The 22,791-nt window shown below is 56.5% G+C and carries 21 protein-coding genes, 1 other RNA gene and 2 pseudogenes; 9 read left to right on the top strand and 15 right to left on the bottom strand.

Annotated elements, in window-relative coordinates:
* The first annotated feature begins 21 nt into the window (after positions 1 to 21).
* On the top strand, positions 22 to 282 hold the full coding sequence (locus ABVN20_RS17340; RefSeq protein ID WP_368556933.1) for a DUF6429 family protein: 261 nt from the start codon (positions 22 to 24) through the stop codon (positions 280 to 282).
* A gap of 71 nt (positions 283 to 353) precedes the next feature.
* On the opposite strand, the gene ABVN20_RS17345 is transcribed toward ABVN20_RS17340, so the two are convergent.
* The 3 genes from ABVN20_RS17345 to ABVN20_RS17355 all read right to left on the bottom strand — a co-directional run bounded on the left by ABVN20_RS17345 (position 354) and on the right by ABVN20_RS17355 (position 1,858).
* Positions 354 to 521 (bottom strand): hypothetical protein, encoded by a 168-nt coding sequence (locus ABVN20_RS17345; RefSeq protein WP_368556934.1) that lies wholly within the window; start codon positions 519 to 521, stop codon positions 354 to 356.
* On the bottom strand, positions 509 to 1,267 hold the full coding sequence (locus ABVN20_RS17350) for a zeta toxin family protein (protein ID WP_368556935.1): 759 nt from the start codon (positions 1,265 to 1,267) through the stop codon (positions 509 to 511). Before ABVN20_RS17350 ends, ABVN20_RS17345 begins: the two co-directional genes overlap by 13 nt.
* Before the next feature lie 243 nt (positions 1,268 to 1,510).
* Positions 1,511 to 1,858 (bottom strand): DUF3077 domain-containing protein, encoded by a 348-nt coding sequence (locus tag ABVN20_RS17355; RefSeq protein WP_368556936.1) that lies wholly within the window; start codon positions 1,856 to 1,858, stop codon positions 1,511 to 1,513.
* Positions 1,859 to 2,374: 516 nt separating this feature from the next.
* Here ABVN20_RS17355 and ABVN20_RS17360 point away from each other — a divergent pair.
* Positions 2,375 to 4,147, top strand: a complete 1,773-nt coding sequence (locus tag ABVN20_RS17360) for an N-6 DNA methylase (protein WP_368556937.1) — start codon at positions 2,375 to 2,377, stop codon at positions 4,145 to 4,147.
* Here ABVN20_RS17360 and ABVN20_RS17365 read toward each other — a convergent pair.
* Together ABVN20_RS17365 and ABVN20_RS17370 are read right to left on the bottom strand one after the other, a co-directional pair.
* Positions 4,121 to 5,167, bottom strand: coding sequence for a hypothetical protein (locus ABVN20_RS17365; protein WP_368556938.1), 1,047 nt, complete (start codon positions 5,165 to 5,167; stop codon positions 4,121 to 4,123). The genes ABVN20_RS17360 and ABVN20_RS17365 overlap by 27 nt on opposite strands.
* Before the next feature lie 441 nt (positions 5,168 to 5,608).
* Positions 5,609 to 6,631 (bottom strand): helix-turn-helix transcriptional regulator, encoded by a 1,023-nt coding sequence (locus ABVN20_RS17370; RefSeq protein ID WP_368556939.1) that lies wholly within the window; start codon positions 6,629 to 6,631, stop codon positions 5,609 to 5,611.
* 222 nt (positions 6,632 to 6,853) lie between these two features.
* Here ABVN20_RS17370 and ABVN20_RS17375 point away from each other — a divergent pair, with 222 nt between their 5' ends.
* The 5 genes from ABVN20_RS17375 (at position 6,854) to ABVN20_RS17395 (ending at position 12,097) form a co-directional block, all read left to right on the top strand.
* On the top strand, positions 6,854 to 6,985 hold the full coding sequence (locus ABVN20_RS17375; protein WP_368556940.1) for a hypothetical protein: 132 nt from the start codon (positions 6,854 to 6,856) through the stop codon (positions 6,983 to 6,985).
* A gap of 235 nt (positions 6,986 to 7,220) precedes the next feature.
* The gene (locus tag ABVN20_RS17380) at positions 7,221 to 8,162 is read left to right on the top strand and encodes an ATP-binding protein (protein ID WP_368556941.1); all 942 of its coding nucleotides are present in this window, start codon (positions 7,221 to 7,223) and stop codon (positions 8,160 to 8,162) included.
* Positions 8,163 to 8,246: 84 nt separating this feature from the next.
* Complete coding sequence (locus tag ABVN20_RS17385) at positions 8,247 to 9,455, top strand: hypothetical protein (protein ID WP_368556942.1); 1,209 nt, start codon at positions 8,247 to 8,249, stop codon at positions 9,453 to 9,455.
* On the top strand, positions 9,452 to 11,434 hold the full coding sequence (locus ABVN20_RS17390; protein WP_368556943.1) for a hypothetical protein: 1,983 nt from the start codon (positions 9,452 to 9,454) through the stop codon (positions 11,432 to 11,434). The genes ABVN20_RS17385 and ABVN20_RS17390 overlap by 4 nt, the downstream gene beginning before the upstream one ends.
* 12 nt (positions 11,435 to 11,446) lie before the next feature.
* On the top strand, positions 11,447 to 12,097 hold the full coding sequence (locus ABVN20_RS17395) for an OmpA family protein (RefSeq protein ID WP_145128967.1): 651 nt from the start codon (positions 11,447 to 11,449) through the stop codon (positions 12,095 to 12,097).
* A 175-nt stretch (positions 12,098 to 12,272) separates the two neighbouring features.
* Here ABVN20_RS17395 and ABVN20_RS17400 read toward each other — a convergent pair whose 3' ends face one another.
* The 6 genes and pseudogenes from ABVN20_RS17400 to ABVN20_RS17425 form a co-directional block, all read right to left on the bottom strand.
* Positions 12,273 to 13,979, bottom strand: coding sequence for a LeoA/HP0731 family dynamin-like GTPase (locus ABVN20_RS17400; RefSeq protein ID WP_368556944.1), 1,707 nt, complete (start codon positions 13,977 to 13,979; stop codon positions 12,273 to 12,275).
* A gap of 11 nt (positions 13,980 to 13,990) precedes the next feature.
* A complete protein-coding gene (locus ABVN20_RS17405) occupies positions 13,991 to 16,180 on the bottom strand; it encodes a hypothetical protein (protein WP_368556945.1) in 2,190 nt (729 codons plus the stop codon).
* A gap of 46 nt (positions 16,181 to 16,226) precedes the next feature.
* Positions 16,227 to 17,684 carry a DUF726 domain-containing protein gene (locus tag ABVN20_RS17410; protein WP_368556946.1) on the bottom strand — a complete coding sequence of 486 codons (1,458 nt, stop codon included), beginning with the start codon at positions 17,682 to 17,684 and terminating at the stop codon, positions 16,227 to 16,229.
* A gap of 264 nt (positions 17,685 to 17,948) precedes the next feature.
* A complete protein-coding gene (locus tag ABVN20_RS17415; protein ID WP_368556947.1) occupies positions 17,949 to 18,461 on the bottom strand; it encodes a hypothetical protein in 513 nt (170 codons plus the stop codon).
* Entirely contained in the window at positions 18,454 to 19,524 is a 1,071-nt protein-coding gene (locus tag ABVN20_RS17420; RefSeq protein WP_368556948.1) for a hypothetical protein, read from the bottom strand. The genes ABVN20_RS17415 and ABVN20_RS17420 overlap by 8 nt, the downstream gene beginning before the upstream one ends.
* A gap of 52 nt (positions 19,525 to 19,576) precedes the next feature.
* Positions 19,577 to 20,038 (bottom strand): annotated as a pseudogene (locus ABVN20_RS17425) (site-specific integrase); the annotation flags it as partial.
* A gap of 12 nt (positions 20,039 to 20,050) precedes the next feature.
* On the opposite strand from ABVN20_RS17425, the pseudogene ABVN20_RS17430 reads away from it, so the two are divergent.
* Positions 20,051 to 20,170, top strand: a pseudogene (locus ABVN20_RS17430) (lysis protein); the annotation flags it as partial.
* A gap of 133 nt (positions 20,171 to 20,303) precedes the next feature.
* On the top strand, positions 20,304 to 20,687 hold the full coding sequence (locus tag ABVN20_RS17435; protein ID WP_368556949.1) for a hypothetical protein: 384 nt from the start codon (positions 20,304 to 20,306) through the stop codon (positions 20,685 to 20,687).
* Positions 20,688 to 20,732: 45 nt separating this feature from the next.
* On the opposite strand, the gene ABVN20_RS17440 is transcribed toward ABVN20_RS17435, so the two are convergent.
* From ABVN20_RS17440 to ABVN20_RS17455, 4 genes are all read right to left on the bottom strand, one after another.
* The gene (locus ABVN20_RS17440; RefSeq protein ID WP_368556950.1) at positions 20,733 to 20,942 is read right to left on the bottom strand and encodes a hypothetical protein; all 210 of its coding nucleotides are present in this window, start codon (positions 20,940 to 20,942) and stop codon (positions 20,733 to 20,735) included.
* 109 nt (positions 20,943 to 21,051) lie between these two features.
* Positions 21,052 to 21,792 (bottom strand): hypothetical protein, encoded by a 741-nt coding sequence (locus ABVN20_RS17445; RefSeq protein WP_368556951.1) that lies wholly within the window; start codon positions 21,790 to 21,792, stop codon positions 21,052 to 21,054.
* A 143-nt stretch (positions 21,793 to 21,935) separates the two neighbouring features.
* Positions 21,936 to 22,329: a transfer-messenger RNA gene (gene ssrA, locus ABVN20_RS17450) on the bottom strand.
* 97 nt (positions 22,330 to 22,426) lie between these two features.
* Positions 22,427 to 22,714 carry a hypothetical protein gene (locus ABVN20_RS17455; RefSeq protein WP_368556952.1) on the bottom strand — a complete coding sequence of 96 codons (288 nt, stop codon included), beginning with the start codon at positions 22,712 to 22,714 and terminating at the stop codon, positions 22,427 to 22,429.
* Positions 22,715 to 22,791: the final 77 nt, after the last annotated feature.

Genomic DNA, 22,791 nt, shown 5'->3' on the forward strand with positions numbered 1-22,791 from the left:
TTTATGAGCGGAGCAATGACCATGGAATACGACGACAAACTGATTGAAGAAGCCGTGCTTGCCTTGATGGCAACCTTCAGCTTCGACGGAGGCCGTGCCTGGAAGGGATTCGATTTCGAAACCATGAGCCGATTGCATGAGCGCGGCCTCATCGAAGATCCGGTGAACAAGAACAAATCGGTCTGGCTGACTCGGGAAGGGGTGGAGCGAGGGCGGGAGATTGCGGATCGGTTGTTTGGAGTGGGGGCTAAGGTCGGTGGTGCATTGAACTCTGAGGGATAACGTACATTGGCAATGTGTGGCAAAACAAAAAGCCCGGCGCTGGGCCGGGCATTCTGGAATTACTTACGTCGTCAGGCCTGTTTTGCACGAGCCGCCAACATGATTTCATTCTGTTTTTTGGTCGCCTCGATCAGGACTTCACTGTAAACCCGCTTCTTTTCTTCCGATTTCGCATTGCGAATGAAGTCTGCGAATGGGCTTGTGGATTCCTTCGTGGAACCGGATTTCATGGTAAACATTGGGCTGCTCCGTCATTGATCCCAAGCATGGCCATCAATTCCTGTCTCGTATGCTTCTCGGGTATATGGTAGTCGATCTTGTCAACGCCAGCCTTGTACAGCCGACCAGAGTTGTCAATGTGCTTCAAAAGCAGATCGACGTGGACGTCTTTGCCGAACTCTAGCTTAAGCGTGTTTACCACGTCACGTGCTGCGAAATACTGCTCGACGAAATGCTCGGCCAAAATTCTTCGCCCTTCGGCTTCCTCTCGGGCCTTCACAAAAGACCAAGCCAGCCTAGGGTCTTGATACACGTAAAGAATTTGGACAAACCTTCCCCTGTCCAGACACCGCTGCACATTTTTCCTTGCGATCTCGATATTCGAAAGGGTTCCGTCCAGCAGAAAGGATTGCTTCCTTTCCAAGGCAAGGTCCATCAGCTTATCAACCAGAATTGAAACGGCGCCTTGGAAAAGCCAAGCGTTGCCGCCTTTATACGCCTCGAATTCGCTTCTGAGCTCGTCAGGGTCAATGCGTAAGATAGGGGTATCGCAAAATAGGTTCAGCAGGGCTAACGACGCCTCAGTTTTGCCGGCCCCTGGCGACCCTGCCATGAAGACCGAAACAGGTTCTTTCTCAGGAGGGTATTTGCTTTGGTCCGTGAGACGCTTGCCGATAGCTTTTTTGTTAGTTCGGGCAAATCGTATCGCCTCATCGCAGATAGCTTTCTCTTCGTCTGTCATCACCAACCTTTTGTCTTCCGGCATCAATGAAACTCCTTTTCAGATGACTGCATACCTAGCACGGCGGATAAGCTACTAACGATGGGCAAAGCGTTAAGGTAGCCAAACCTGGCGGCCAGCCTTGCAGAGTCATAGCCAACGTAGGTGCTTCAACAACGGTGCAACGACGGTGTGAAGCGTGGCTACATCACCCCCAGGGCTCGGGTTGAGTATCTCAATCTCCAAGTTCAAAGGGGTAGCCTTGCAGCTACCCTTTTTCATTAACGATCAATTCGACTGCTTAGGACCAGTCTTGATCGGCGGCCAACGGCTTAGCACCTTCTGCACATCGTCAATCACTGCCTTGCTCATCGACGTCAAGTGATGCGCCGCCCACGCGTGACGGTCGCTGTCTTTGGCGTAAGCGGCATCGACGGCCAACAGCTTGGCGAGGAAGAGCAGATCTGACACTTGCTCCAGAGCATCGGCCACGGGAACGCCGCGGTTAACCCGGAATAGCGGTTCGTTGTTGCAGTAGTGGAAGGGGGTTAGGCCGATGGTGGTCAGCGGTTGATCGGCGTCCTCGATGGCTGAGGATGGATCGGTTTCAGGTGAATCGGGTATTGGCGTAGGCATCGATAAAACTCCTGATACGAGTTTACTTGAGGATCGAGCCATCACTCTCGCTACCAAACGATGGGTGGCGGCCATGCGCGGGTTGGTAGGCCGGTCGTATCAGTTCCCGACGCCCTCGAAAGGGCCCCGCGCATGGCCACCATTAGAGGTGCCGTAATGCGCCGTGATACGAAACCGGGCTACCAAACCCGATCACTGATTTCAGTGACAGGGAAACGATAGGGCCGGGGCCGCAGGCGCACAAGCCGGCGGATTCTGGCGGGATTGTAGGGAATGACGCAAGAGGGTGTGGCTTTCGAGAGCCACCTGCGGGGAGCGTTTAAACATTCAAGCGCGGAGCCAGGCGCAAGTCGTCGCTCAGAGCAATATACCTCTCGTCGCGTTTTCAGCCAGGAAGGTCAAAAACGAAAATGATTGCTCGGAGAAGCGCCGAAAACCTGTACCCTTGTTGCTTTTTGAGGTTGGCCGGTTTGCCCGCGTGTTCATCCCTCCAAGCCTGTATCGGGAATGCTCTATATGAATGGTTCTGCTGAACTCACCACGCTTGCCATCAGCAATCGCCGATACAGTGAGGTTGATCAGCAGAAATCAGCGGGAGCCACCTACACCCCCCCGGATTTCGCCGCTTTTGTGGCCGATCAGATGGTTTCAGCGGCGCAACTACCCGAACAGGGCGAAATCCGTGTGCTGGATCCTGCGGCCGGAACCGGTTCCCTCCTTGCGGCACTCCTGAATCGTCTGCCTGCAGATGTTCTGGGCCGCGTGAGCGTTGTTGGCTATGACACCGATCCCGGCGCTGTGGAGCGTGCATCCGCTCGGCTTCGACAGGCGTTCCCGGACGTGCGAATTCTGATCGAAGAAAAAGATTTCCTGGACCATGTGTTGAGCCTCAACGGCGATGCAGATCTATTTTCCGATCCTCAGTCAGCTCCGATGACGTTTGATTTGGTGATCGCGAACCCGCCTTATGTTCGTACCCAAATCATGGGCACCGGGCAGGCACAGCAGTTGGCTCAGAGTTTTGGGCTGACGGGGAGGGTGGATCTGTATTACCCGTTCCTGCTGGGAATCTCCCAGGTTTTATCGCCGGACGGGGTAACAGGCATTATTACCTCCAATCGTTTCATGACCACGAAATCAGGGCAGGCTGTCAGGAGAGCGCTGCTCTCAAGATTCGAGATTAAACATGTCTGGGATTTCGGCGATACCAAGCTTTTTGATGCCGCTGTATTGCCTGCTGTCTTGTTGGCGCAGGGGATCAGGAAAGAACGGGAACCTTGTGTTGAGGGCGTAGCTTTTTCAACAATATATGAATCCAAGGAAAGCGCCTCGACCACTGTCTCGGACGCTTTCGAAGCAATTGCAATGAACGATAATTCGATTGTGTCGATTGCGGATGGGCGAAACTTCCTGGTGCGCCATGGCCTGCTTGATAATGGTGATCATGCTGAAGGCGTATGGCGTATTTCAACTGAATCAAGCGATCAATGGCTTGCAGTTGTAAATCAAAATACCTGGAACACTTTTCGCCGGGTCGGGAAGATTCGCGTAGGCGTCAAATCAACGGCTGATAAAGTATTCGTTCGCAGCGATTGGTCTGATTTGCCAGGGGGGCGTCCGGAGCTCCTTCGCCCGTTGATCACGCGCTACTGTGCTCGTCAGTTCAAAGCCTGCGTTCCGAGCAAGGCGAAAAACATAAAAGAGATCATGTATCCCCATGAATCTACTTCAACGGGTCGAAAGGCCGTAGATTTGCGCCTGTACCCGAAAGCAGCCCGTTATCTTGAATCGCACCGGCATGTGCTCGAGGCTCGGAGTTATGTGATCAAGGCAGGTCGAGCCTGGTACGAACTCTGGGTCCCTCAAGACCCGGCCGCCTGGTCGTCACCCAAGATTGTTTTTCCCGACATCTCCGAGCGGCCAACCTTCTGGATGGATACAGAGGGGGGAATTGTTAATGGCGAGTGCTACTGGATTCAGTGTGAGCGCGAAGATGAAAATGATCTGCTCTGGCTGGCATTGGCCGTGGCTAATTCGACATTCATCGAGGCGTTCTACGATCATCGTTTCAATAACAAGCTCTACGCGGGTAGACGGCGTTTCATTACGCAGTATGTAGAACTGTTCCCGTTGCCGGACCCGGCCAGAAAGGAAACTCAGGCGATCATTAATCTGGCCAAGGCCATTCATGAAGAACTCCCGTCGAGCACGGCAGATCAGAAAATCTCTGAACTGAACGCGCTCGTTTGGAAGGTGTTCGGATTAGATCCCGAAGAAGTCGCGGGGTAGAGGAATCTGAATTTTTCCGTTTTTAACCTTGCCTTCAAAGCGGCGGAAACGGCTGAAGAAATCCTCGCCAGTGACAACGAGCAAGTGGGTCAACGTCACCGTAACCCCATCGGTGGCCGCATAAAATATGGCATATCGCGTATCGCAATGCCGGGGATGAAATTCGCCAATTTGTTGAATGTCCAGCTTCCCAAGGCTGCTGGGTTGAACCAGCCCCAGATCAATGGTGGGCGAAGTCTGTAATTTGACCTCAAGGATTTGATGGCGAATATCGGGGAACTGCCCGTTATCTTCGTAGTTGCTATAACCGAGTTGTTGGCAGATCAGGCGATGAAGCCCCGCGCCGCGATTGCGTTCCTGAGTCCTCCCTGGGTCGGGAAAAGACAAGCCGATCAGCGGGGAGAGGCGAGAGAAAATCTCATCAATCGGCAGCAACTTGCCGCTTTCCGGTTCCTGAATCGGGCTCACCGAACGATCAAACGTCAAACCCGCTCGGACGTGCTGTCGGATAGGCAATGTGTCCTGTTCCGAAACCAGCTCGAGAGACGAAATCCCCACCTCCAGCCGCGCCTGGTACTTGGTTGTAATCGTACCCGTGGTATCAAGCAAAGCTAACTCTTGCCCGTTGATTACTTTTACGCTGCTGATCGAATCATGCTCGTCGATGTGGATGATCGCGTAGCGACGGGTAGGCGAAAGCTCCTCATTCCAGATCTGAAGATTCAGTGATTTCTGCGTGTAGATATCAAGCTGCTGCCCGAAGAATCGTGGTTGAGTCTTTTTGAAAGAGGCAGGAGCAGCGTAACCGAGGGCCTTGCAGACCTCCGTCTTCACGACTTTGGAACGAGTCCGAAGCGCAAGCCCATCCAGGGAGAGACCTCGAAGGCTTTCATTCAACAACGTCTCGAGTTGCGCAGTCGGAATCCAGTGATCTGCATCGCCAACCTCGATAGGGGTGTAGATATCCAGCCCTGAAAAAGAAATGGCGGACTTAAAGTCGAGGTGGTTTTTCTGAGTCATTTGAACATCCTTGAGTCAGCAGTCCGGAACATTGATGTTTGAGTAGCATTGAGATGGGTGGATGGAGGGTGTGCGACATGGTTTGTCGTGGGTGGCCCTCAAGGTGGAGCAAACCTTGTAGATGGAGCTTGCAAATGCCGATAAGACCTAGACCTTTCACTTTTGTCTGTGGCCGTTGTGGCTGGAAGAAGACCGTTGCGCCGCTCAGCGATGCGCTGGGGCCTGGGGATTGGTTTGAGCAGTGTCCGCGGTGCGGCCATCAGCCACTGGAGATGCGCGCTGCCGGGGTATTCGATGCCCTGTTGGGCGAGTGGCGCTTGCGCTTTCCCAGGTAGGCCATACACCACGGGGCCTTCAATGACACTGCGCCGCACACCCCCGGCCAGGTCGTACAACCGGGTCGCGATAGGCTTCAGGGTCGATTCATTCGGCATGTCGCGTTCACACCACCGGCGCGTCAAGTTCATAAGCGGCCGCCGCACGGCGCAACGCATCGCCGACCTGCTGGCGCAGAGACGCAGGCTCCTGCACCACTAAGGCATCGCCCAGCGACAACACCCACCAGCGCAACTGCCAGGTATCGGTCACCGTCGCGCTAAGCTGGAAGCCTTGGCCTTGCGGTACAAGCCGCATGTCTTCGCTCAGTGGCGTTTCGCGAATCAGGCGCGCCTGGAACTCGCTCACCCAGGCCTTGAGCTGGATCTTCTCGGGCGTGCCGAACTGTAAGGCGTCGGTGGCCAGGTAGTGCTGCAGGTCGAACGATTCCAGCCCCTGGCAGGGCGAGCCCAATGCCTTCACTGCCTGGAAGCGGTGTACCGCGAATTGGCGGATGTCCGTGTACGGCGCTGCGGTGGCAATGAGGTAAGTGACAAGCCCGCGCTGCACGATGGCCAGCGGGTTGAGGGTAAGGTCGCTGCGCTTGTCGTTGTGCGCCGAGTAGTACCGGCACTGCACCTGCTGCTCGCTGATGAGCGCGTGCTGCAGGGCCTCGAGTATCTCGGCCTGGATCTGCGGGGCTTGCAGGTTGAAGTCGGGCCGCACGCTGGCGACTTTGTCGGGCCAGCGCGCGGCCGGGTTGCCCTCGCCCAGGCCCTTGAGCTTCTGCCGGGCATGTTCGAAACGTGGCTCCAGCACGCTCAGCATGCTGCCGGGAAGCAGTGGTCGCACGGCATCTTCGACCAGCGCCAGGCTTACCGCCTCGGTCAGGGTGATGCCCTGAAGTTCAACGCTCACCCCAGGCTTCCAATACCAACCGAAGGGCGTGCCGCCATCGTTGCATTGCAATGGGAATACCAGGGACAAGTCGTTCAGGTCGCGCTCGACCGTGCGCCGGCTCATGACGTAGCCAGCACCGGTCAGGCGCGCCAGCAGTTCGCTAACGGTGATGCCGGGGGAGCGCTTGGGCAGATGGCGCAGCAGCTCCCATTGGCGGCTCAGTGCGTTGTGGGTCTTGGCTGAAGGCAAGAGTAACTTCCTTGTAGGGTTGGCGGCGTGGCTCCTGGCCATTACTGCAGTCAGTCTGCCTATCGGCGACAAACCTGCAAGCTTTAGTTCGTCCAATACCGGAAACCATGGTCAGAATGTGTCGTAGCGAGTGAGCGGTTGTTTCGGGCTGGGTACGACACAAGATGACGTGCCCGCTGCGCATGCTTCTAGCACCCCTCAAGGCAGAAGAGAGAAGCAACCATGTTGAAGAATGCGTTGGCGGCCGTTGGCCTGGCGGTGCTGGTGAAGGCGGGCTACTGCGCGTATTGCCGGTACAAGGAGATGGAGCGGGAAAATGCGTTTTGGCGCAAGGCGGGGGAGCAGGGGGAATGAGGGCTTGAGATTTTAGAAAGGGTAGAAGGGCAGGCCTGCTCGTGACTTTGGTCGAGGTAGAAATTGTCTTTTGATCATAGTAGGCTCGATAGCACTTTGAAATCAAAATGCCACTTTTGAGCCTTCTGGAAGAAGACTCGGACGGGGGCGTTGCTCTGCCTCTTCTGCCCTACCTCTTCGAAGCATGGATGCCACCCTATGATGCTCCCGCGCCCATTTCCCGCAGGTTTTCCCCATGCACGATAACGCTTCCGGCGCTAACGCGGCGCCACCTCGCGTGTTGGACCCCGCTCGCAACGACCCAAGTTTCACCATAAGGCCTACGCGCTTCACCCTGAACGATGACCTGGTGCTGTCGGCCAAGACACGCCTGCAACTGGACGAGTGCCTGGCGCGTCTGCGTTTTCATCGCACCATCTATCAGGACTGGGGGTTCGCTGCGGTCGACCCCATGGGCATGACCGCCATCCTCAACTTCTACGGCCCACCAGGCACAGGCAAGACACTGTGCGCCGAGGCGCTGGCCGGCCAGTTGGGCCTGCCGTTCATGGCGCTGGGCATTGCCGAGCTGGAAAGCAAGTTCATGGGCGAAACGGCGCGCAATATCCAGGCCGCCTTCGCCCAGGCGAGGGAGACCGGTGCGCTGCTGTTCTTCGATGAGGCCGATACGCTGCTCGGCAAGCGCTTGTCGTCGGTTACGCAAGGGGTCGACAACGAAGTCAACGCCATGCGCTCGACCTTGCTCATCGAGCTTGAGCGGTACGAGGGCATCGTGGTGTTCGCCACCAACTTCGCGGGTAACTACGACGAAGCGTTCCGCAGCCGGATCGGCTACCACATCGAGTTCAGCCTTCCGGACCTGGCCGCGCGCGAGCAACTGTGGTCGCGTTTTATGGTGGAGCAGATCCCACTGGATTCGCCCCGTGACCTGCTGCTGACCGAAGCGGCCTTGCAATCGGAAGGCATGTCGGGGCGCGAAATACGTACCTGCATGCGCCTGGCGTTGCCCAAGGCGCTGCTTGCCGCGGAACAACAAGGCAGCCCGGCCACCTTGCAACTGAGCCACATTCAGCTGGCCATCGACGAAGTGCAGACCGCCCAGCGGCAGGTCGCCACCCACGCCAACCACGCCATCAAGGATGCCAAGCGGGCCAAGGCCATGCTGGGTATCGACTGACGCCATCAAGAGGACTGATTCATGGGCTTTCTATCGAATTGCTGGAGCGCTATCAAAAGCGTGGGTTCAACCGTTGTGGGGGCCGTGCGCTCCACGTACGAAGCCGTGCGCGAAAAGGCCAGGGATGCCTTGGACTGGATGGCGACCAAGGCCGAATCGTTCGTGGGCAAGGTCACCGAGGTGTGGAACAAGGTCAAGCCATTCATCGCCAATGTGGTCCGGCCCGCGCTCAAGGTGGCCGCGGATTGGGCCACCGTTGCGCTGCCGACCTTCCCCTGGGTGGCCACGGCCATTCGCGCGTTCGACAAGGCGCTGGAAGCCCTGCTGAACTGGGAAAAGAGCGAGCTGGCGAAGAAGGTCAAGGCTGCTGTCGAGTGGGCCATCGCCAAGGCCAAGACGCTGCGCGACATCGTGCTGAACGATGCGGAGATGGAGCAGGCGGCCACTCACGAGGAAGTGCTGCGCGAAGCCCGCGAAGACGTACGCGGCGACGCCCGCCGCGCCCTCGACCTGGCCACTCTGATTACCCAGTACGCGCAGTTGAGCACGCGCATCCAGCAAGTGCTGGAGAACAACCGCATTGCCGATTTCGACCACTACCTGCGCCTGCGCGCCTCGCAGAAGCTGCTCAAGGAAACCGAACAGCGGCTGATTCGCGCCCAGGACCTGGAAGCCCTGAACCGTGATGACCTGTTCCTGGTTGAAGTGGCCTCCGAGCTGCTCAAGGCCAAGCCGCAAATCAGTGACGACCAGGCGGTGCGCCTGGATGAGGTGATTGAGGTTCGCTTCGGCAAGAAGCTGATTCCGTTCGTGTTCGAAGAGCTGATCATGGCCTGGGGTTGCAACCTCGAACAGCAGGAGAAGGACTGGAAAACCCTCAGCGAAGCGGTGGCCAAGCTTCAGGTGCAGGAACGTCAGCTGAAAATCAGTATGAACCTCGGCGAGCCTTCTGCCGAAGACAAGGCCGCCCTGGCCGACATTCAGGCTCGCTTGCCAGGCCTGAAGGCGCAGATGGACGAGCTGCGCAAACGCAACCAGGAAATGCGCAACTACGTGTTCGCCGCCGAGGGCTTCCTGCAGGTGTTGGAAAAGGAGCCGGAAGACTTCGCCGACGACGCGTACCTGCTTGCGGACAGCCAGCAGGTGGGCATGGTCATCATCGATTGTGCGCAACACGGCAAGTTGTGGGAGGAGCTCACCGAAGACGAGCAGAGCCTGATCATCGACTTTGCCAACATCTTCGAAGAAGCCAGCCGTGAACGTGCTGCCCGCCTGGTTGAGGTGTCTGCGTGAGTTTTCAAGAGATCCTGACGTTCCTGCTGCCTTCTGCCGATCCGCTGCAGATGTTGTTCGCCGGGTTGATCGGCCTGCTTTCGCTGCTGACCGTGGTGGCGTTGAAGCGCGGCGCACGCGAGCAGACCTGGGCCAGCCGGTGGAAGGGAGGCGGCCAGGACGACCTGGACGTCGAACACGGCTCCCTGCATGAAATCAGCGCTGCGGTGGCCAGCCCTGGCGAACGGATGGCCGAGTACATGCCTGGGATCCTGTTGATCCTGGGTTTGCTGGGCACCTTCCTGGGCCTTGGTATCGCCCTGAACAAGGCATCGACCATTCTGGTGGACGCCAATGCCGGTGGCGGCATGGACGATGCCATGAAGAACCTCATGGGCATGATGGAAGGCCTGGGCACCAAGTTCAAAACCTCGACCTGGGGCATTCTGGCGTTCCTGTTGCTCAAGCTTTATGCCGCACGCAACGGCTACGAGGAGCGCCGCCTGCGTTGGTGTGTCAAGCAGATGAAGCACGCCTTCGACAGCAGCCGCCAGCAGCGCCAGGAGGAACGCCAGCAGGCGCAGATGGCGCTGCTCGACACCTTGGCCCGTCTCGACCAGAACATGGCTGCCCAGAACGAGAGCCAGCGCCAGTTGCTGGACTTGCAGAGCCGCCAGTTCAAGCACCATACCGCCACGACCCAGCAGGCGCTGACCAACAACCGTTCCAGCATCGACGCGTTGCTGGAGCCGTTGAAGGTGTCGCTGCAGGATCAACAAGCGGGCAACCAGACCCTGCAAACGTTGTTGCAAGAGCAACAAACCGGTAACCAGACCTTGCAGGCTCTGTTGCAGGCGCAGCAGGCCGGCACCCAGTCGCTGCTCAAGGGCCAGCAGACCGGCAGCCAGCATTTGCAAAAGCTGCAAGAGCTGCAAGCGACCGCAAACCAGGCAGGGCAAGCCCTGCTGCAGGAAGCCCAAGCCGGCAGCAAGGTTCGACAAGACCTGCTGCAAGCCCAGCAAGCCAGCGGCAAGACCTTGGCTACCGCGTTGCCAATGCTGCAAGCCTTAAACGACACCAGCGAGCAAGTGCTGACGTCGCTGGGCGGCATCGATGCCCAGTTGCAACAGCATGGCGAGCAGAACCAGGCGCAGCTCGAAGACGCTCGTGCTACGCGCCAGGCCATGGAGCAGTTGATCGACAGCAACGCACGCAACCTGGCGGCAATTTCTGGCGCTGCCGAACAGATGGCCAGCGCGGCGAGCACCATCGGTGAATCTGCCGGTGACCTGCAGCAAGCCATTGCCGACTTCAAGGAAGGTGTCGCCGGTGTGCTGGGCCATTTGAAACAGGACTTGGGCGAGACAATCGGGCTGATGGGTAGCAGCTTCACTGGCAACATGGAGCAAATGTCGGCCAGCTTGTCTGACGCCACGCAAGGTATCTCCATCGCGGTGAACAACCTGTCGCAGAGCGTCGGCGAGATCATGGATGACATGAAGTCCTCCAACGAGCGCTCGCTGAAGATGCAGGCCACGGCGCTTAGCACGTTCGAGAGTTCCAGCTACACCTTGCAGGAAAAAGTGCAAGGCATGACGCACCTGGTGGAGGTGCTGCAAGAGCGGATCACCTCGGGGCTCAAGGCGGTTTCCGAAAGCGGCCGGCGCATGGTCGCTCTCGATGGCCGTTACGACGAGGTGACGAAACAGGCCGAGTTGGCAGCCAATGAAATCAAGGCGCTGGTCGAGCAGCTCAATGTCATGCAGCAGAGCAGCCCGCTGCAACCTGCGGTGGATGCACTGGCGGCGGGGGTGGACATGATCGGTCGTAACCTTCAGGGTATTCAGCAGCATCTGGAAGCACTGGGCACCCTTGCCGAGCGCGGCCAGCAGCGCAGTACCGACCCCGAGATCACCCAGTCGTTGCGTCAGATCATCGAGCAGCTTCATGTGCTCGACCGCCCGCAGCCGGTGGTGTTGCAGCAAGAAACGGTCGAGTGAAGGTAACGGGCGATGAAAGACAAACCGAATGAATGGGTGTCCATTGCCGACCTGATGGCTGGGGTAATGGCGGTGGTGATGCTGCTGTTGGTGATGGCGGTGTTGCAGAAGAGCTATTCGGACATCAAGCACCAGCAGGAGCAGGCCCAGAGCAGTGCCAGCCAGCGGCAGAAGGTGGAGCAGTTGCTGGGTGCGTTGCGCGACTCGCTCAACAGCACTGACGGCGCCAGCCTGGTGGCGCTGGACCTGGGCGCGCAGAAACTGACGCTGCGTGATGGGGTGTTTGGCCGTGGTAGTGCCTGCATTACTGAGCAGTCCCGGGAAGCCTTCAATAGCATCGAGGTGGCGGTGACGAAGTTCCTGGGGCAGTTCCAGGGCGCCCAGGTGTACATCGAGGGTCATACCGACAACCTGCCGGTGTTGCGCCCGGTTACCAACTTCGAGGCCAATTGCACGGTTTACGACGACAACTTCACGCTCTCGGCCGCCCGCGCGCGTGAGGCGCGCAAGTTGATTATCGGCAACCTCGATGCTGCCACGGCAAGGCGAGTCGTGGTGGCGGGTTATGGAGACTCACAGCCTATCCCCGGTATTGCACCGGAGGATGCTCAGCAGCGGCGTATCGAAGTGCGCTGGATCACGCCGGAGCAGGCCAAGCCATAAGCGCTCTCCAGCAATAAACGCAACGCCTGTAGGAGCGGGCTTGCCCGCGAAGAAGGTGCCAGGATGTATGGCACCGACTGCGCCGGTGTTCGCGGGCAAGCCCGCTCCTACAGAAATTTGCGTTGCCCCATAAAACGGCGCGCTACCTGTAGGAGTGGGCTGGGCCGCGCGCCTTTTACCCTTCGATTCGGGTGAACTCGGCCTCGATCAACTCCCCGCTTTGGCGCCATTGCTGGAACTGTTCACGCAGCGTGTTCTGGCTCTGGATAGCATTGCGCACGTCTTCGGCATTGCTTTGCAATGAGGCATAGTCCGGGAAGAATTGGGCCTCGAAGCTTGGGTCGTCGATAAGGGCCAGCACTTCTTCACGCTGATCGTTGAAGTTGTTCTCCATCTCGACGAGCGCCAGGCGGAACTGATCTTCGCGCTTCTTGCGCTCGTAGCTGTCCCAGGCCTCCAGTGCCAAGCCAGCCACCGAAAGGATGCCATTGAGGTTCTTGGCCAGGTTCACCGCACCCCATGGCTGGAACTTGAGGGTCTTGCCCAGATCCACACCGAACGTCTTGGCCGCGCCGACGATGCCATCACGGGCTGCCAGGATGCTGCCGTTGTTGATGAACTTGCCCTTGACCACGTAGTTCAAGCCCTGCTTGCCCAGGTCGATCACGGTGCTATTGAAGTGGTCTATCTCCGAGTCGAAGCTGAGGCGCATGCGGGAAAGCTCCTGGCTGACACCATTGAGCTGGCGCTCAAACTCGTTCTTCAGACGAGTGTTGACCATGACGCCGTCGCGACCTATTTCATGCTCGAAGAATTCCTGGAAGGTTTCCTGGGTCAGGCCCTTGGTGCGCAGGATCAGCCCGGCAAAGTAACGCGCCACGAACTCGCGCAGGCCTGTGCGCACTTCGCTTATCTGGCCCTCGGCGCCATTGAGCTGGCGAGTGAGGGCACGGTTGACGCCACTCAGGCGCTCCACTTCATCACCCAGGCGCTGGTCGTTCTCCACCGCTACGGGCAACTCCTTGTGCAGCACGTCGAGGATGACGCTCTTGCGCGCCTGCTCGACGATTTTCGCCGGCCCGCCACTGGCCTGGATCTTCCCGGTAGTGGCCTGTTGCAGGTTGCCGATATGCGACAGTGCCTTGAACTTGGTCAGGCGTTCGAGCCAGTAGTCGGTACCCATGTCGAACGGGTTGGCGGCGACCGCAACAATGCTCAAGGCTGCTACTTCCGCGTCGGTGGCAGCGATGCTCTCGCGCAGACGGGCTTCGACGTTGCTGCGTTTTACCTGCAAGTGCTGGGCATAGCTGTCTTCATCTTCAACATCGGCCACTTCGTCGAAGCGGCTGAGCACGAACACCGTGCGCGGCAGCAGGTCAAGGGTGCGGAACAGCCAGTTCAGGTCGTCCTTGTGGCTGTCCTTGATCGGGTTGGTGGAGTTCATCACATACAGCACCAAGTGCGCTTCGCTGACGTACTTGCGGGTGATGTCCTTGTACTTCTCCATGGCATCGATGTCGGCGTTGTACTGCTCTTTGAAACCGAACAGCCCGGGGGTGTCGATCAGCACGAAGTTGTTGTCTACGTCGTAGACCTTCACTTCGTTGGACGACTCCTGCTGGCTGATATTCATGCTGGCCTTGTCCAGGCGCTCCATCCACGCGGCGGCGATGGAAGTCTTGCCTTCGGAGAAGCCGCCGATCAGGGCAATCTTGAGCTTTTCGGTGGCCAGGTTCTGGCTGGCGTGTTCGAGCTTGCTCAACAGGCTGGGGTCGATGTTGACGCCCAGCGCGGCACCTTGTTCGAGAAACGCCTGCAGCTTGCCCAGCAGTGCCAGCGCCTGGTTGTTCTGGTGTTGAAAGCTTTCAAGGGTCGAATGCATGTTGCAGTTCCTTATGCGTTGAGGTCGCTGGCAAGTTTTTGCAGGCCCAGGTGCGCGGCTTCAAGCTTGCGCTGGATATGCCTGGCCTGGCGGGCGGGTTGATGCAGGACGCTGTCAATGTGCCGGATCTTGTCTTTCAGCGGCGGCAGTGCTTGCTTGAGGGTTTTCTGGAAACCTTCGCGGATGGCCTCGCAGGCTTGATCGAGGTTCTTGTCGGTGGCCTTGCGTTGTTGGCCTTTCTTGTAATCGTCGTCAAAGAAGCCCCACACCGACTTGACGAGGCCGATAAGCAGCGTGGCCACGCCGATGCTCATCATCACCCAGCCTACCGGGCTCCAGAACAACGCCACGCCGCCGGCCAGGGTGGCGAGCAGGCTCACTACGTTGATGCCGTTATCGATGTTCACATTCAGGTTGAAGTCGCTGGCCAAGCGGGTCTTGCCGATTTGCGAGTAGCCGTCGAGCAGGTCTTTGGCATGAGCTTCGAAGCGCTGCACGATATCGCTGACCTGGTTCTGGAACCGCTCGACTTGTTTGTCGAGCACCGCAGGCAGTTTTTCTTGCAGGGCGGCTTGCTCACTCTCGAATACCCGTTCGAGCGTGGATTTGAATTCGTCGTTGCTGATGTTGCTTTCAATGCGCTCGTAAACGCGGTTACGCACGTTCTCTTCGAATTGACCAATAGACTTCTCGCCCTCGTTGGCGAGTCGGCTGTTGAGCGATGTGAAGGCGATCTGCAATTGCTCGCAAGCGCTCTCGGCCTCTTCTTTGAGCTTCCTGGCCAGTGGCACGAACTGTTTGTGCTGGATGACCGCGATTTCCTCGCACACGTGGGTGACGGCCAATTGCACCTTGTTCATGTTCGAACGGCGGATCTTGGCCTTCACGTCCGTCACCAGATCATGGGTGAGGTGCCGGTAGAACTGCTTGATGCCAGACTTCGTCAGCAGGTCGTCCGCAGGCATGGCATCAAGGAACTTCTTGCGGCTGGCCGCCGCTGTGGAGCGCGGTACCAGGCATTCGGCAGCGGCGTAGAACGCTGGCAGTGCACACAGGGTCATGCTGCGGCGGTAGTGGCCCTTGAGCTGTCCGGCCATGACCTGGTCGAGGTTGTCCAGGCTGGTTTGTTCGTCGGCACTGACCAGGTTTGGTTTGTCGAGGGCGATGGGGTTGGTGATGCGCTTGTTGTATAGCGTCCACACTTCCGTCTGCGCATCCAGTTGCGCCTTGATCTTCTCCAGCGTGCCAGGCCGCCCGGCGTCGCCTGACTGCGGCGGCGCTGCTTTGGAGGTGACGTAGAACACCGCGTGGGCACGCTTCACCGCCTTGTCGATTTGCTCGCTGACTTTGCTTTCATCGCCCTCGATACCGGGCACATCGAGCAGTTGGAACTGCTGCCCAGCGCTTTCGAAGGTGTAGGCCTGGGTTTCACGGGTGAAGTCGGCGCGGCCATCGCCGATGATGCGACCGTCTTCGAAGGCGGCCAGCTGCTGCAGGTTGTCGAGAGCGCTGGCGTGGCGCTGGTTCTGCTCGCCGAGTTGTCCTTGAAGTTGCTCGCTTTGCTGGCGCAGCGTGGTCAATTCGGCGTCACGCTGCACGGGCAATACCGACGCGCCGGCCTTCAACTGCACCAGCGCGATTTCCTCGGGAAGCTTGCGCAGCAGGTTGAGGATGCGCTGGAACAGGTTTGCGTTGCGCTTCTGTTCTTCGATACGTGTGCGCAGGGCCTCTTCCTGCAACTGTTGCTCGACCTGGCGTTGGTCGTGGCGGGCGTCGGCGGCGAGCACCTCTGCTTCGGCCTGGGCCAGGCGCGAGATCAACGAGGCGATTTCCCCTTCCAGCGCCTGTAGCGCTGCTTCACTCAGGCCCGACTGCTGTTGCAGATCGAGGAACTGCTGGCGCTGGGCCTGCTTGGTGCTTTCCTTGAGCAGGATGCGCAAGGTTTCGATCAGAGTCGACTTGCCCGCGTTGGTTTCGCCGTAGAAAGCCACCGTGAAGGTCTTGTGCTCGGCGTTTTCCTTCAGCTCGAGAATAGCGCTGGTCAGCGCCTGCTCGATCTCCTTGAGCTTGTTTTGGGCATCCGCCTGGGCAGAGGCGAGGCTGGCGTCGTCAGCGCTGCGGCCCAGGGCGCTGAGCAGCGCGCCGACATGGTCGGTGAGTTTGAGGTAGAGACCTTCGGGGAGGTCTTCGGCTGCAGTCATGGTGTCTTCCTATCTGACGTTGGTTGCGCTTGCTGCGGTGGATGTCTCAGCGGTGTCTGAACCCACGCTCGCTCCCCCAGTGAACCCGCGCAAAAAACACCACAGCCACGGCGGGCACCAAAGCCGAGTAACCGGGTTTCAGCGCGGTCTTGAAATTAGTCATCCAGCGGCCGGCTAAATGTTTGCCCAGTAACTCGGGCAACGCCGACAGCATGTTCCAGCTCGCCAGCTGCGTGATGTTGAGCGCCCCGCCGGTGACTGTCAGCGTTTGGGAGGTTTGCACCTCCGGAGCAGAGGCTGGAGTCTTGACGTAGGAGGCCAACGTCAAGCGCTCAGCCAGTGCGTCGACATGGCTGAAATAGGTGTCCGCAGGCATGGCCTTCACTGCGGCAATTGGCGAACTGCTGAAGGCATGGCCATCCGGGAACGCGTTGTCGAACACTTGCCGAATCAACAGCGCCTCCAGCTCCACGACGGCACCGCAACGTTGCCGGTCATTGCCCAGGTCGAAGTGCTCCACCAGCATGTCCAGCAGCGCGGCGTAGCCAATGCCCCGGCCCCGCACGAAATTCACCATGCAGTGACCACCCAGGTGCTGCATTTCACGGATGAAGGAGTGCAGCGGCTGTTGCTCGTCGATGCTGGTCCAACTGCTGGTTTTGAGGTGTTTGATACCTTGGGCCAGTACCTCCTGCGGAACGCCCTTGAGCAGGCCATACAGCAGGACGTCATTGAGCACCGGGTCTTGCAACTGGGGCTGGCCGAGTTGTTGGCCGTTAAAGCCGGCAAACTGCGTGCGCATGAGCACGTCATGCAGTTTCGGCCAATAATCCAGGTGGCCGAACCTGGTCATTTCAACGTTATCGAAGGGCTCGACTTCATGCCGCCCCAGGCATTTTTCATCGGCATTGAACAGCAACACAACGTCCGACTTGGAGTAGGCGTTAATTACACGTTTCGCGGTGTCCTTCAACGCCTGCGCTTCGTCCTCCGACACCTCCACAGCCGCAGCCATCAACAGCACGTCATTGATGACCAGGTCGCACGCATCGCGGTTTTGGGCCAGTTTGCGCAGCGCGCTGATCACCACACGTCCGCCCAAAGAGTGGCCGACAAGGTTTACGTGGGTGACGTAAGGGTAGTGCTCCAGCAGGTATTCCATCAGCTCATCGAGCAGAGCTTCGCCAACCAGATTCGCGCGTTTGCGGGACATCGCGAAATGCACGGCCCTGTCCCCGGCAAACGCCACCAGCGGTGCTGCCGGATGCAGACGCGAGGCGCCGAAAATAACATTGCGCGAAAGCTTGCCGATTGAACCGAAGTGACTGGATTCCCAGAACATCAGCAGATTGATATCGGCATTCAGGGCCTGCGGAATCTGGCTGACCAGCAGTGCCCGATCGGTGAAGTTGTGGCCCGCGGAATAACCGTGGATAAACACGTTGGCGGTGGTGGTATTGCTGTTGAAGGATTGGGTGGTGAAACTGAAGTGCTGGGGGTTCAAGGGCGAGAGCTCCGTGCTAGGGCGCGATCCACAGGGGGCTTAGCATGTCAGGCTGGGTGGCAAACTGCCAGCCTATCCTCTCGTCTACGTTGCAGCGGGGTTTGAGGAATAGTATTTGTGCTTTTTTTGAGTGATTCGCGGCTTTAGAGTGGTGCAACGATACACTTCTAAACGCGGGTTGGACTTGCCGGGGGGATTTGAACCCGCGTCTAACTCCTTAATTACAGGGGCTTCATACTGGAGGCTGGCATAATGCTGTCATTTTCAAGCGTCTGCATCTCTTTCATGCGCTTCTCTGCGCGTGTGCAGGTCGTCTATGAAAAGATAATTAGCGTAAATCACGCTCACGACTGCAGAGCACTGTACGAGAGTAAGAAAAATCACGATCCCAGCGCCGATAGCTTTAATTGCCTCACGATATTCGAGGTAAATTGGCATCCCTGATATTAAAAGTTTCAGTAGATAGATTGCCGTTATACAAATCGCCACGGACCCGGACTCCATAATACTTCCAACAATGCTTTCTAGCCTGCGAGTGTCTTGCATTGTAGCCGTAAAGTCCGCAATTTTAATTTTGTTAGGGTCTTGTAGTCGAGTAATAGCGTTGGGGTAAACAAAAGCTATCCAAATGCCCATGATCGTGAAAACCATGCCGGAAATGGCTAGCAGGGTACTGCAGTAATCTTTGAAGTCCGAGTACGTGAAAGTGGAGTTTTGCCAAAATATTAACGCGCCGAATGAAACAGCGACTAGAGCCATGATTGATAATTTAACCATTTGCTTCGGCCTGTTTTGATAACATGTCTTTTTTGAGAGGGGCTAAGTAGCGATCTCGACTAGACTTGATGGTAGCATAAATATCGGGAGCCGAAAAAACGGGTTTGCCATTATCTTCTATCGAAATGTGCTCCGTAAGTCTATATTTGCTCGCCCAAACAATCTTCGTAGGCTTATTATCCAGAATAAACCCTACATCCTCCCAAACATTCGCGTCATGATTTGTGGCGTGTGTTTCGATAATGCTTTCTATTTCTTTGGTTGTGGGTTGAGCCTCAATGCGTAGTTCAATTTTTCGAGATGAATTATCTTCAGCTGAAGCGAAAGGAACCGTAAATTTCTTGAAATAACTTGCGAACCCTTTTCGCTTGTCAACTTCTTTAATGGACACTGTTTCGCGTCTGACTATCTGGGTTACTCGTCTTGCAAGGTTTTGCATCTCCGCTGATGAGGTGGACAGGGATTTCATAGATAAGTCAAATTGGAAGTAATACTTGAACTTATCCTCGTCCTCGCCGATCATCTCGTATCGTTTGAAACCATGGTCGGTTGAGCTGGTTTTATATTCTGGCAAGTCTACTCTGAAATCTATGCAGCCTCTGACCCAGTCTTGAAACATGGATGAGTCTGTGCGTGAGTTGTCGAATTTTATTGATGCAACTATATTAAGTTCGGGGATCACCCAGTAATAGCATGGACGCCCCCAAATCATTTGTTTGTTAGTTTTCGTTTTTGTTTGCTCGACCGCTTGCTCAATAGATCCATCAGCGTTTACTGTTATTCCGTAGAGTGGGCCGTGTCGATCAGAATCTCCTTTCCACAATACTAGCAAATAGTCTCCGTTGTCTTTGTCATGATGCACTGCATGGCAATAACACGCGGTTTTGTTTTTATTCCTGCCGGCGTCCCACGGATTTGTCGCTTCAAAATTACGGCCGCCCTTCCAACTCTGCAGCTTTGAAAATGTTTCAGCCAGGTCCAAGCCTTTAGGCGTTTCGCTGAAGTGGCGATAGAGGCCGCACTTGTTTGCGTTAAAGAAATTAATATATCCGCTTTGAAGCATTCCGAAAGTCCTTTTAGAGGAAGGTGAGCATTGAAGCTACCACTGAGGATGGCTAAGCGCCATACTGACCTTCCGCTCCTATCGTGGGAAGAGCGCTGAAAAGGCTTTCAGCTTTACTTCCTGCGTGCTCATCTGCTGTTGGCATCCAGCGCCCATAAACCCTTGCAATCATCGTCCAGTCAGTATGTCCCATCTGTCTGGCTACCCACATCGGATGTTCGCCAGCAGACAGCATCATCGATGCATAGGTGTGACGGGTCTGGTACGGCCGTCGATATCGAACACCGGCCTTCTTCATCGCCGGCACCCACATCGTTTTCCGGATCGGCCCGTCGCCAGCCCATCGCTCCAGGGTTCGGGGGTTCTGAAAGACTTCAGCGTCCGCCAGAAATGTGTGGGTCTTCTGCGCTTTCAGTGCCTCTAGTGCGGGTCGTAGCAGTTTCACGCTTCTGCGGCCGGCCGCAGTCTTCGTAGTCTCCGCCTTTCCCTTTCCGGCCTGGGTCATCGCGCGGCTCCTCGCACCGTACGAGCCGAACTTGACCCAGCGCATGCTCAACGAATTATCGCCATCACCGACGCCGGCGACCAAGGACTGATCGCATTGGCTGCGTGCCAAGCGTACATAAAAGAAATTAACGCCAGGTAAGTGAGGGTTCTAGCAAAGGTGGCCTTACATCGGACTCGATTGAAGTGAGGCGACGAAGGGGTCGTCTCTGGTAAAGGATCTCTACTATCGTTCCAGGGCAACTCAATTCCATCGAATAAATGTGGAGGTGGACATGGAGATCTGGACAACGAATTTTACGGACGGAACGGGCTATGAAGGCAGGGAATTTAAGCTAACAGTTACGGGGACCGCTACTGATGATTCTGTTGTCGTCGAGTTAACAATCGAAAATGAGGAGAGACTTTGTGGGTCCGTGAAGTTAACCAAGACAGAGTCGAATATATCACTAACAAAATTAGACCTCGGTTCCTTCAATTTTGTAGCCTGTCTACTAGCCAGCGGGGGTGGAACACTAGCTCACGAGCTTGGGGACTGTCAGGGGAAGCACGGCTTTAAGCCATTTGAAATTATCGCTTGTATGGCAGCTAAGGGTCATATTTTAGAGCCTGCAATAACCACTGCATTAATTTCTTGCTGGATCGGAAGTGGGAATTGAATAAGGTCGACGGTACGCATTCTGGCCCATATGTGAAAGGAACCTTCACTCTGGAGTCATCAGGGCAGCGAGCGTCAGCTTGATGAACCCCTCGTTCCTGTCGATGGCTTCCAGGGCGCCGCGCACGTTGTCCGCGACTTCGGCGCCGCCTTGCTGCTCGACCCAGTTGGACAACTCAAGGATGGCGGCCTCAAGGGCCAATTGGTTTTCGTTGATCTTGAAGAGCAGGGAAGGGAGTAGGTCTGAATTTGGCATAGACATGCCTCTGTTTATGTAGGAAAGCGTAGCAGTGACGGCGCCGTGATCCCGAATTTGCGACGAGGCTGCGGTTTAAACGGCGATAAACCAAGCGTCCCGCTATTTGTTAAACGTTGTTCAGCACACTTAAAAGCAATGGTGCTGCTGGTGCGCCCAACAGATATATATTTTGTCCAGTGGACACCAGATCGTTAATTTTGCCCAAGGTTTCGAAAAAACCTTTAATAAAAATATTGCCAGATTCGTATTCACGTCCAACTGTGGACTGATGACGAGCCATTGATCCGGCTATCTCATCCAAAGCTTTCTCAAGCGAAACCGATCCGTTCAACCTGTACTCCAACAATGCCGATCTTAACGATTCGAGATGTCGGAGAAATAGTGCCTTGAGTTCTGGAGCTAATTCGGAAGCCAAGCACTCGTCAAGAAGAACGTCCAACCTAGAAATAAAATCTCTGATGTCTTGAGGCGTTTCTGGAGACTCTCCTGCGTAAGTCAGGCTTAGAGAATGATCGCCGAACGTCAGCGCGGCAATCACGCTATCGCTTATGTAGGGCTGATACGTGGACCATGCTGCGAGCAAATTCATCCGACTGAACAGCCCCTCAATTTTATCGAAAGGTGCTAAAAAAATGGCTTTGTTACCAGGAATAAATTTCTCGGTAGCCGCTCTTGCTTGTGCACATAAATTGATTGCATAGAGGATTCCACGCGCCACGCTAATGCTGTCATCAGCCTTGCAGGCGAAGACTGTGCTTAGCGCTTCAATCGTATGCTGATTGTGTCCCTGCTCGCGTGCAGCGGTCATCAAATCTAAAAGCTGACCCGTTGGGTTGTTCTTTGCCACCCTTCCTTCCCTCCCTGCTGGGCATACCTTGATCAGATATGCTGATGCTGTCATTAAGCTGGCATAACCGAGCCAAAACCACCCATCTAGGCACAAAAAAGGCACTTGCGAAAACGCTAAGTGCCTGATTTGTATAGCTAATTTGGTGGAGCCGGGGGGATTTGAACCCCCGTCCGCCAGTACTCCGCTGTCGGTACTACATGCTTAGCCGTGTCTATTAAGTTAACCCTCAGCGACCCGACGGGCAGGGTGCTTTGGGCGAGTTGTGTAAGTTTTAGCCGCTTCGTCCACAACGTACTGCACGGCGATTCTGTTCTATATGACAATCACTTTGGGTTTACAGACATCCCCTGATGATTGCTGGACCCGAAGGTACCAGAAGGGAAGAGCTAAGGCTGCTTACGCAGCGAGAGCGTATTCCCCGTAGGTTTCGTCATTGGCAACTATAAGAAGTTGCAACAGTGGATTTACGAGTTCTGTTACCAACTCGGCATGCACCTAAAGTTTCGCAACCGGCGTCGAATCCTAAACGGCCCCGAACCCGTTGCTGCGTGTATCGTGTGAGCAACAGGCCTGTGCAGTGTACGCCAACGCGGGCCAGAAGGCCAACCCGAAGGTTGGCCCTGGGCGGTGGTCAGTTTTTGCCGTCCTTGTTCGCGTTCCTCAGTTCCTGGATGGTCTGGGTGGTTTCGGCGATGCATTTTTCGGTGCCTTCCTTGCTGCCCATGGCCTGGTGGGCCTTGGCTTGCTGGACGCTGGCATCGACGCGGGCCTGTTGTTCCGGGGTCTGGATCTGGGCCTTGGCGTTGGCGATGGTTTGCAGGTTGACCTCGCAGAGGTCGTCGGTGTTGTTGGCCGCAAACGAGGTGGACGCCATCATGGAAGCTGTAACGAACAGACCTAACAGTACAGAACGTTTCATGTGTATCTCCTTGAACTGAGGGCCCAGGCTTTGGCCGGCCTTCAGGACGGGTGCCGGGTTTGGGTATGGCCCGGCAA

The sequence above is a fragment of the Pseudomonas sp. MYb118 genome (genome assembly GCF_040947875.1).
Taxonomy (GTDB): Bacteria; Pseudomonadota; Gammaproteobacteria; order Pseudomonadales; family Pseudomonadaceae; genus Aquipseudomonas.

Bases quoted from the DNA above. Each gene is read 5' to 3' on its own strand.
- ABVN20_RS17340 (WP_368556933.1), top strand. From the start codon at position 22: ATGGAATACGACGACAAACTGATTGAAGAAGCCGTGCTTGCCTTGATG.
- ABVN20_RS17345 (WP_368556934.1), bottom strand. From the start codon at position 521: ATGTTTACCATGAAATCCGGTTCCACGAAGGAATCCACAAGCCCATTC.
- ABVN20_RS17350 (WP_368556935.1), bottom strand. From the start codon at position 1,267: ATGCCGGAAGACAAAAGGTTGGTGATGACAGACGAAGAGAAAGCTATC.
- ABVN20_RS17355 (WP_368556936.1), bottom strand. From the start codon at position 1,858: ATGCCTACGCCAATACCCGATTCACCTGAAACCGATCCATCCTCAGCC.
- ABVN20_RS17360 (WP_368556937.1), top strand. From the start codon at position 2,375: ATGAATGGTTCTGCTGAACTCACCACGCTTGCCATCAGCAATCGCCGA.
- ABVN20_RS17365 (WP_368556938.1), bottom strand. From the start codon at position 5,167: ATGACTCAGAAAAACCACCTCGACTTTAAGTCCGCCATTTCTTTTTCA.
- ABVN20_RS17375 (WP_368556940.1), top strand. From the start codon at position 6,854: ATGTTGAAGAATGCGTTGGCGGCCGTTGGCCTGGCGGTGCTGGTGAAG.
- ABVN20_RS17380 (WP_368556941.1), top strand. From the start codon at position 7,221: ATGCACGATAACGCTTCCGGCGCTAACGCGGCGCCACCTCGCGTGTTG.
- ABVN20_RS17395 (WP_145128967.1), top strand. From the start codon at position 11,447: ATGAAAGACAAACCGAATGAATGGGTGTCCATTGCCGACCTGATGGCT.
- ABVN20_RS17400 (WP_368556944.1), bottom strand. From the start codon at position 13,979: ATGCATTCGACCCTTGAAAGCTTTCAACACCAGAACAACCAGGCGCTG.
- ABVN20_RS17405 (WP_368556945.1), bottom strand. From the start codon at position 16,180: ATGACTGCAGCCGAAGACCTCCCCGAAGGTCTCTACCTCAAACTCACC.
- ABVN20_RS17415 (WP_368556947.1), bottom strand. From the start codon at position 18,461: ATGGTTAAATTATCAATCATGGCTCTAGTCGCTGTTTCATTCGGCGCG.
- ABVN20_RS17420 (WP_368556948.1), bottom strand. From the start codon at position 19,524: ATGCTTCAAAGCGGATATATTAATTTCTTTAACGCAAACAAGTGCGGC.
- ABVN20_RS17435 (WP_368556949.1), top strand. From the start codon at position 20,304: ATGGAGATCTGGACAACGAATTTTACGGACGGAACGGGCTATGAAGGC.
- ABVN20_RS17440 (WP_368556950.1), bottom strand. From the start codon at position 20,942: ATGCCAAATTCAGACCTACTCCCTTCCCTGCTCTTCAAGATCAACGAA.
- ABVN20_RS17455 (WP_368556952.1), bottom strand. From the start codon at position 22,714: ATGAAACGTTCTGTACTGTTAGGTCTGTTCGTTACAGCTTCCATGATG.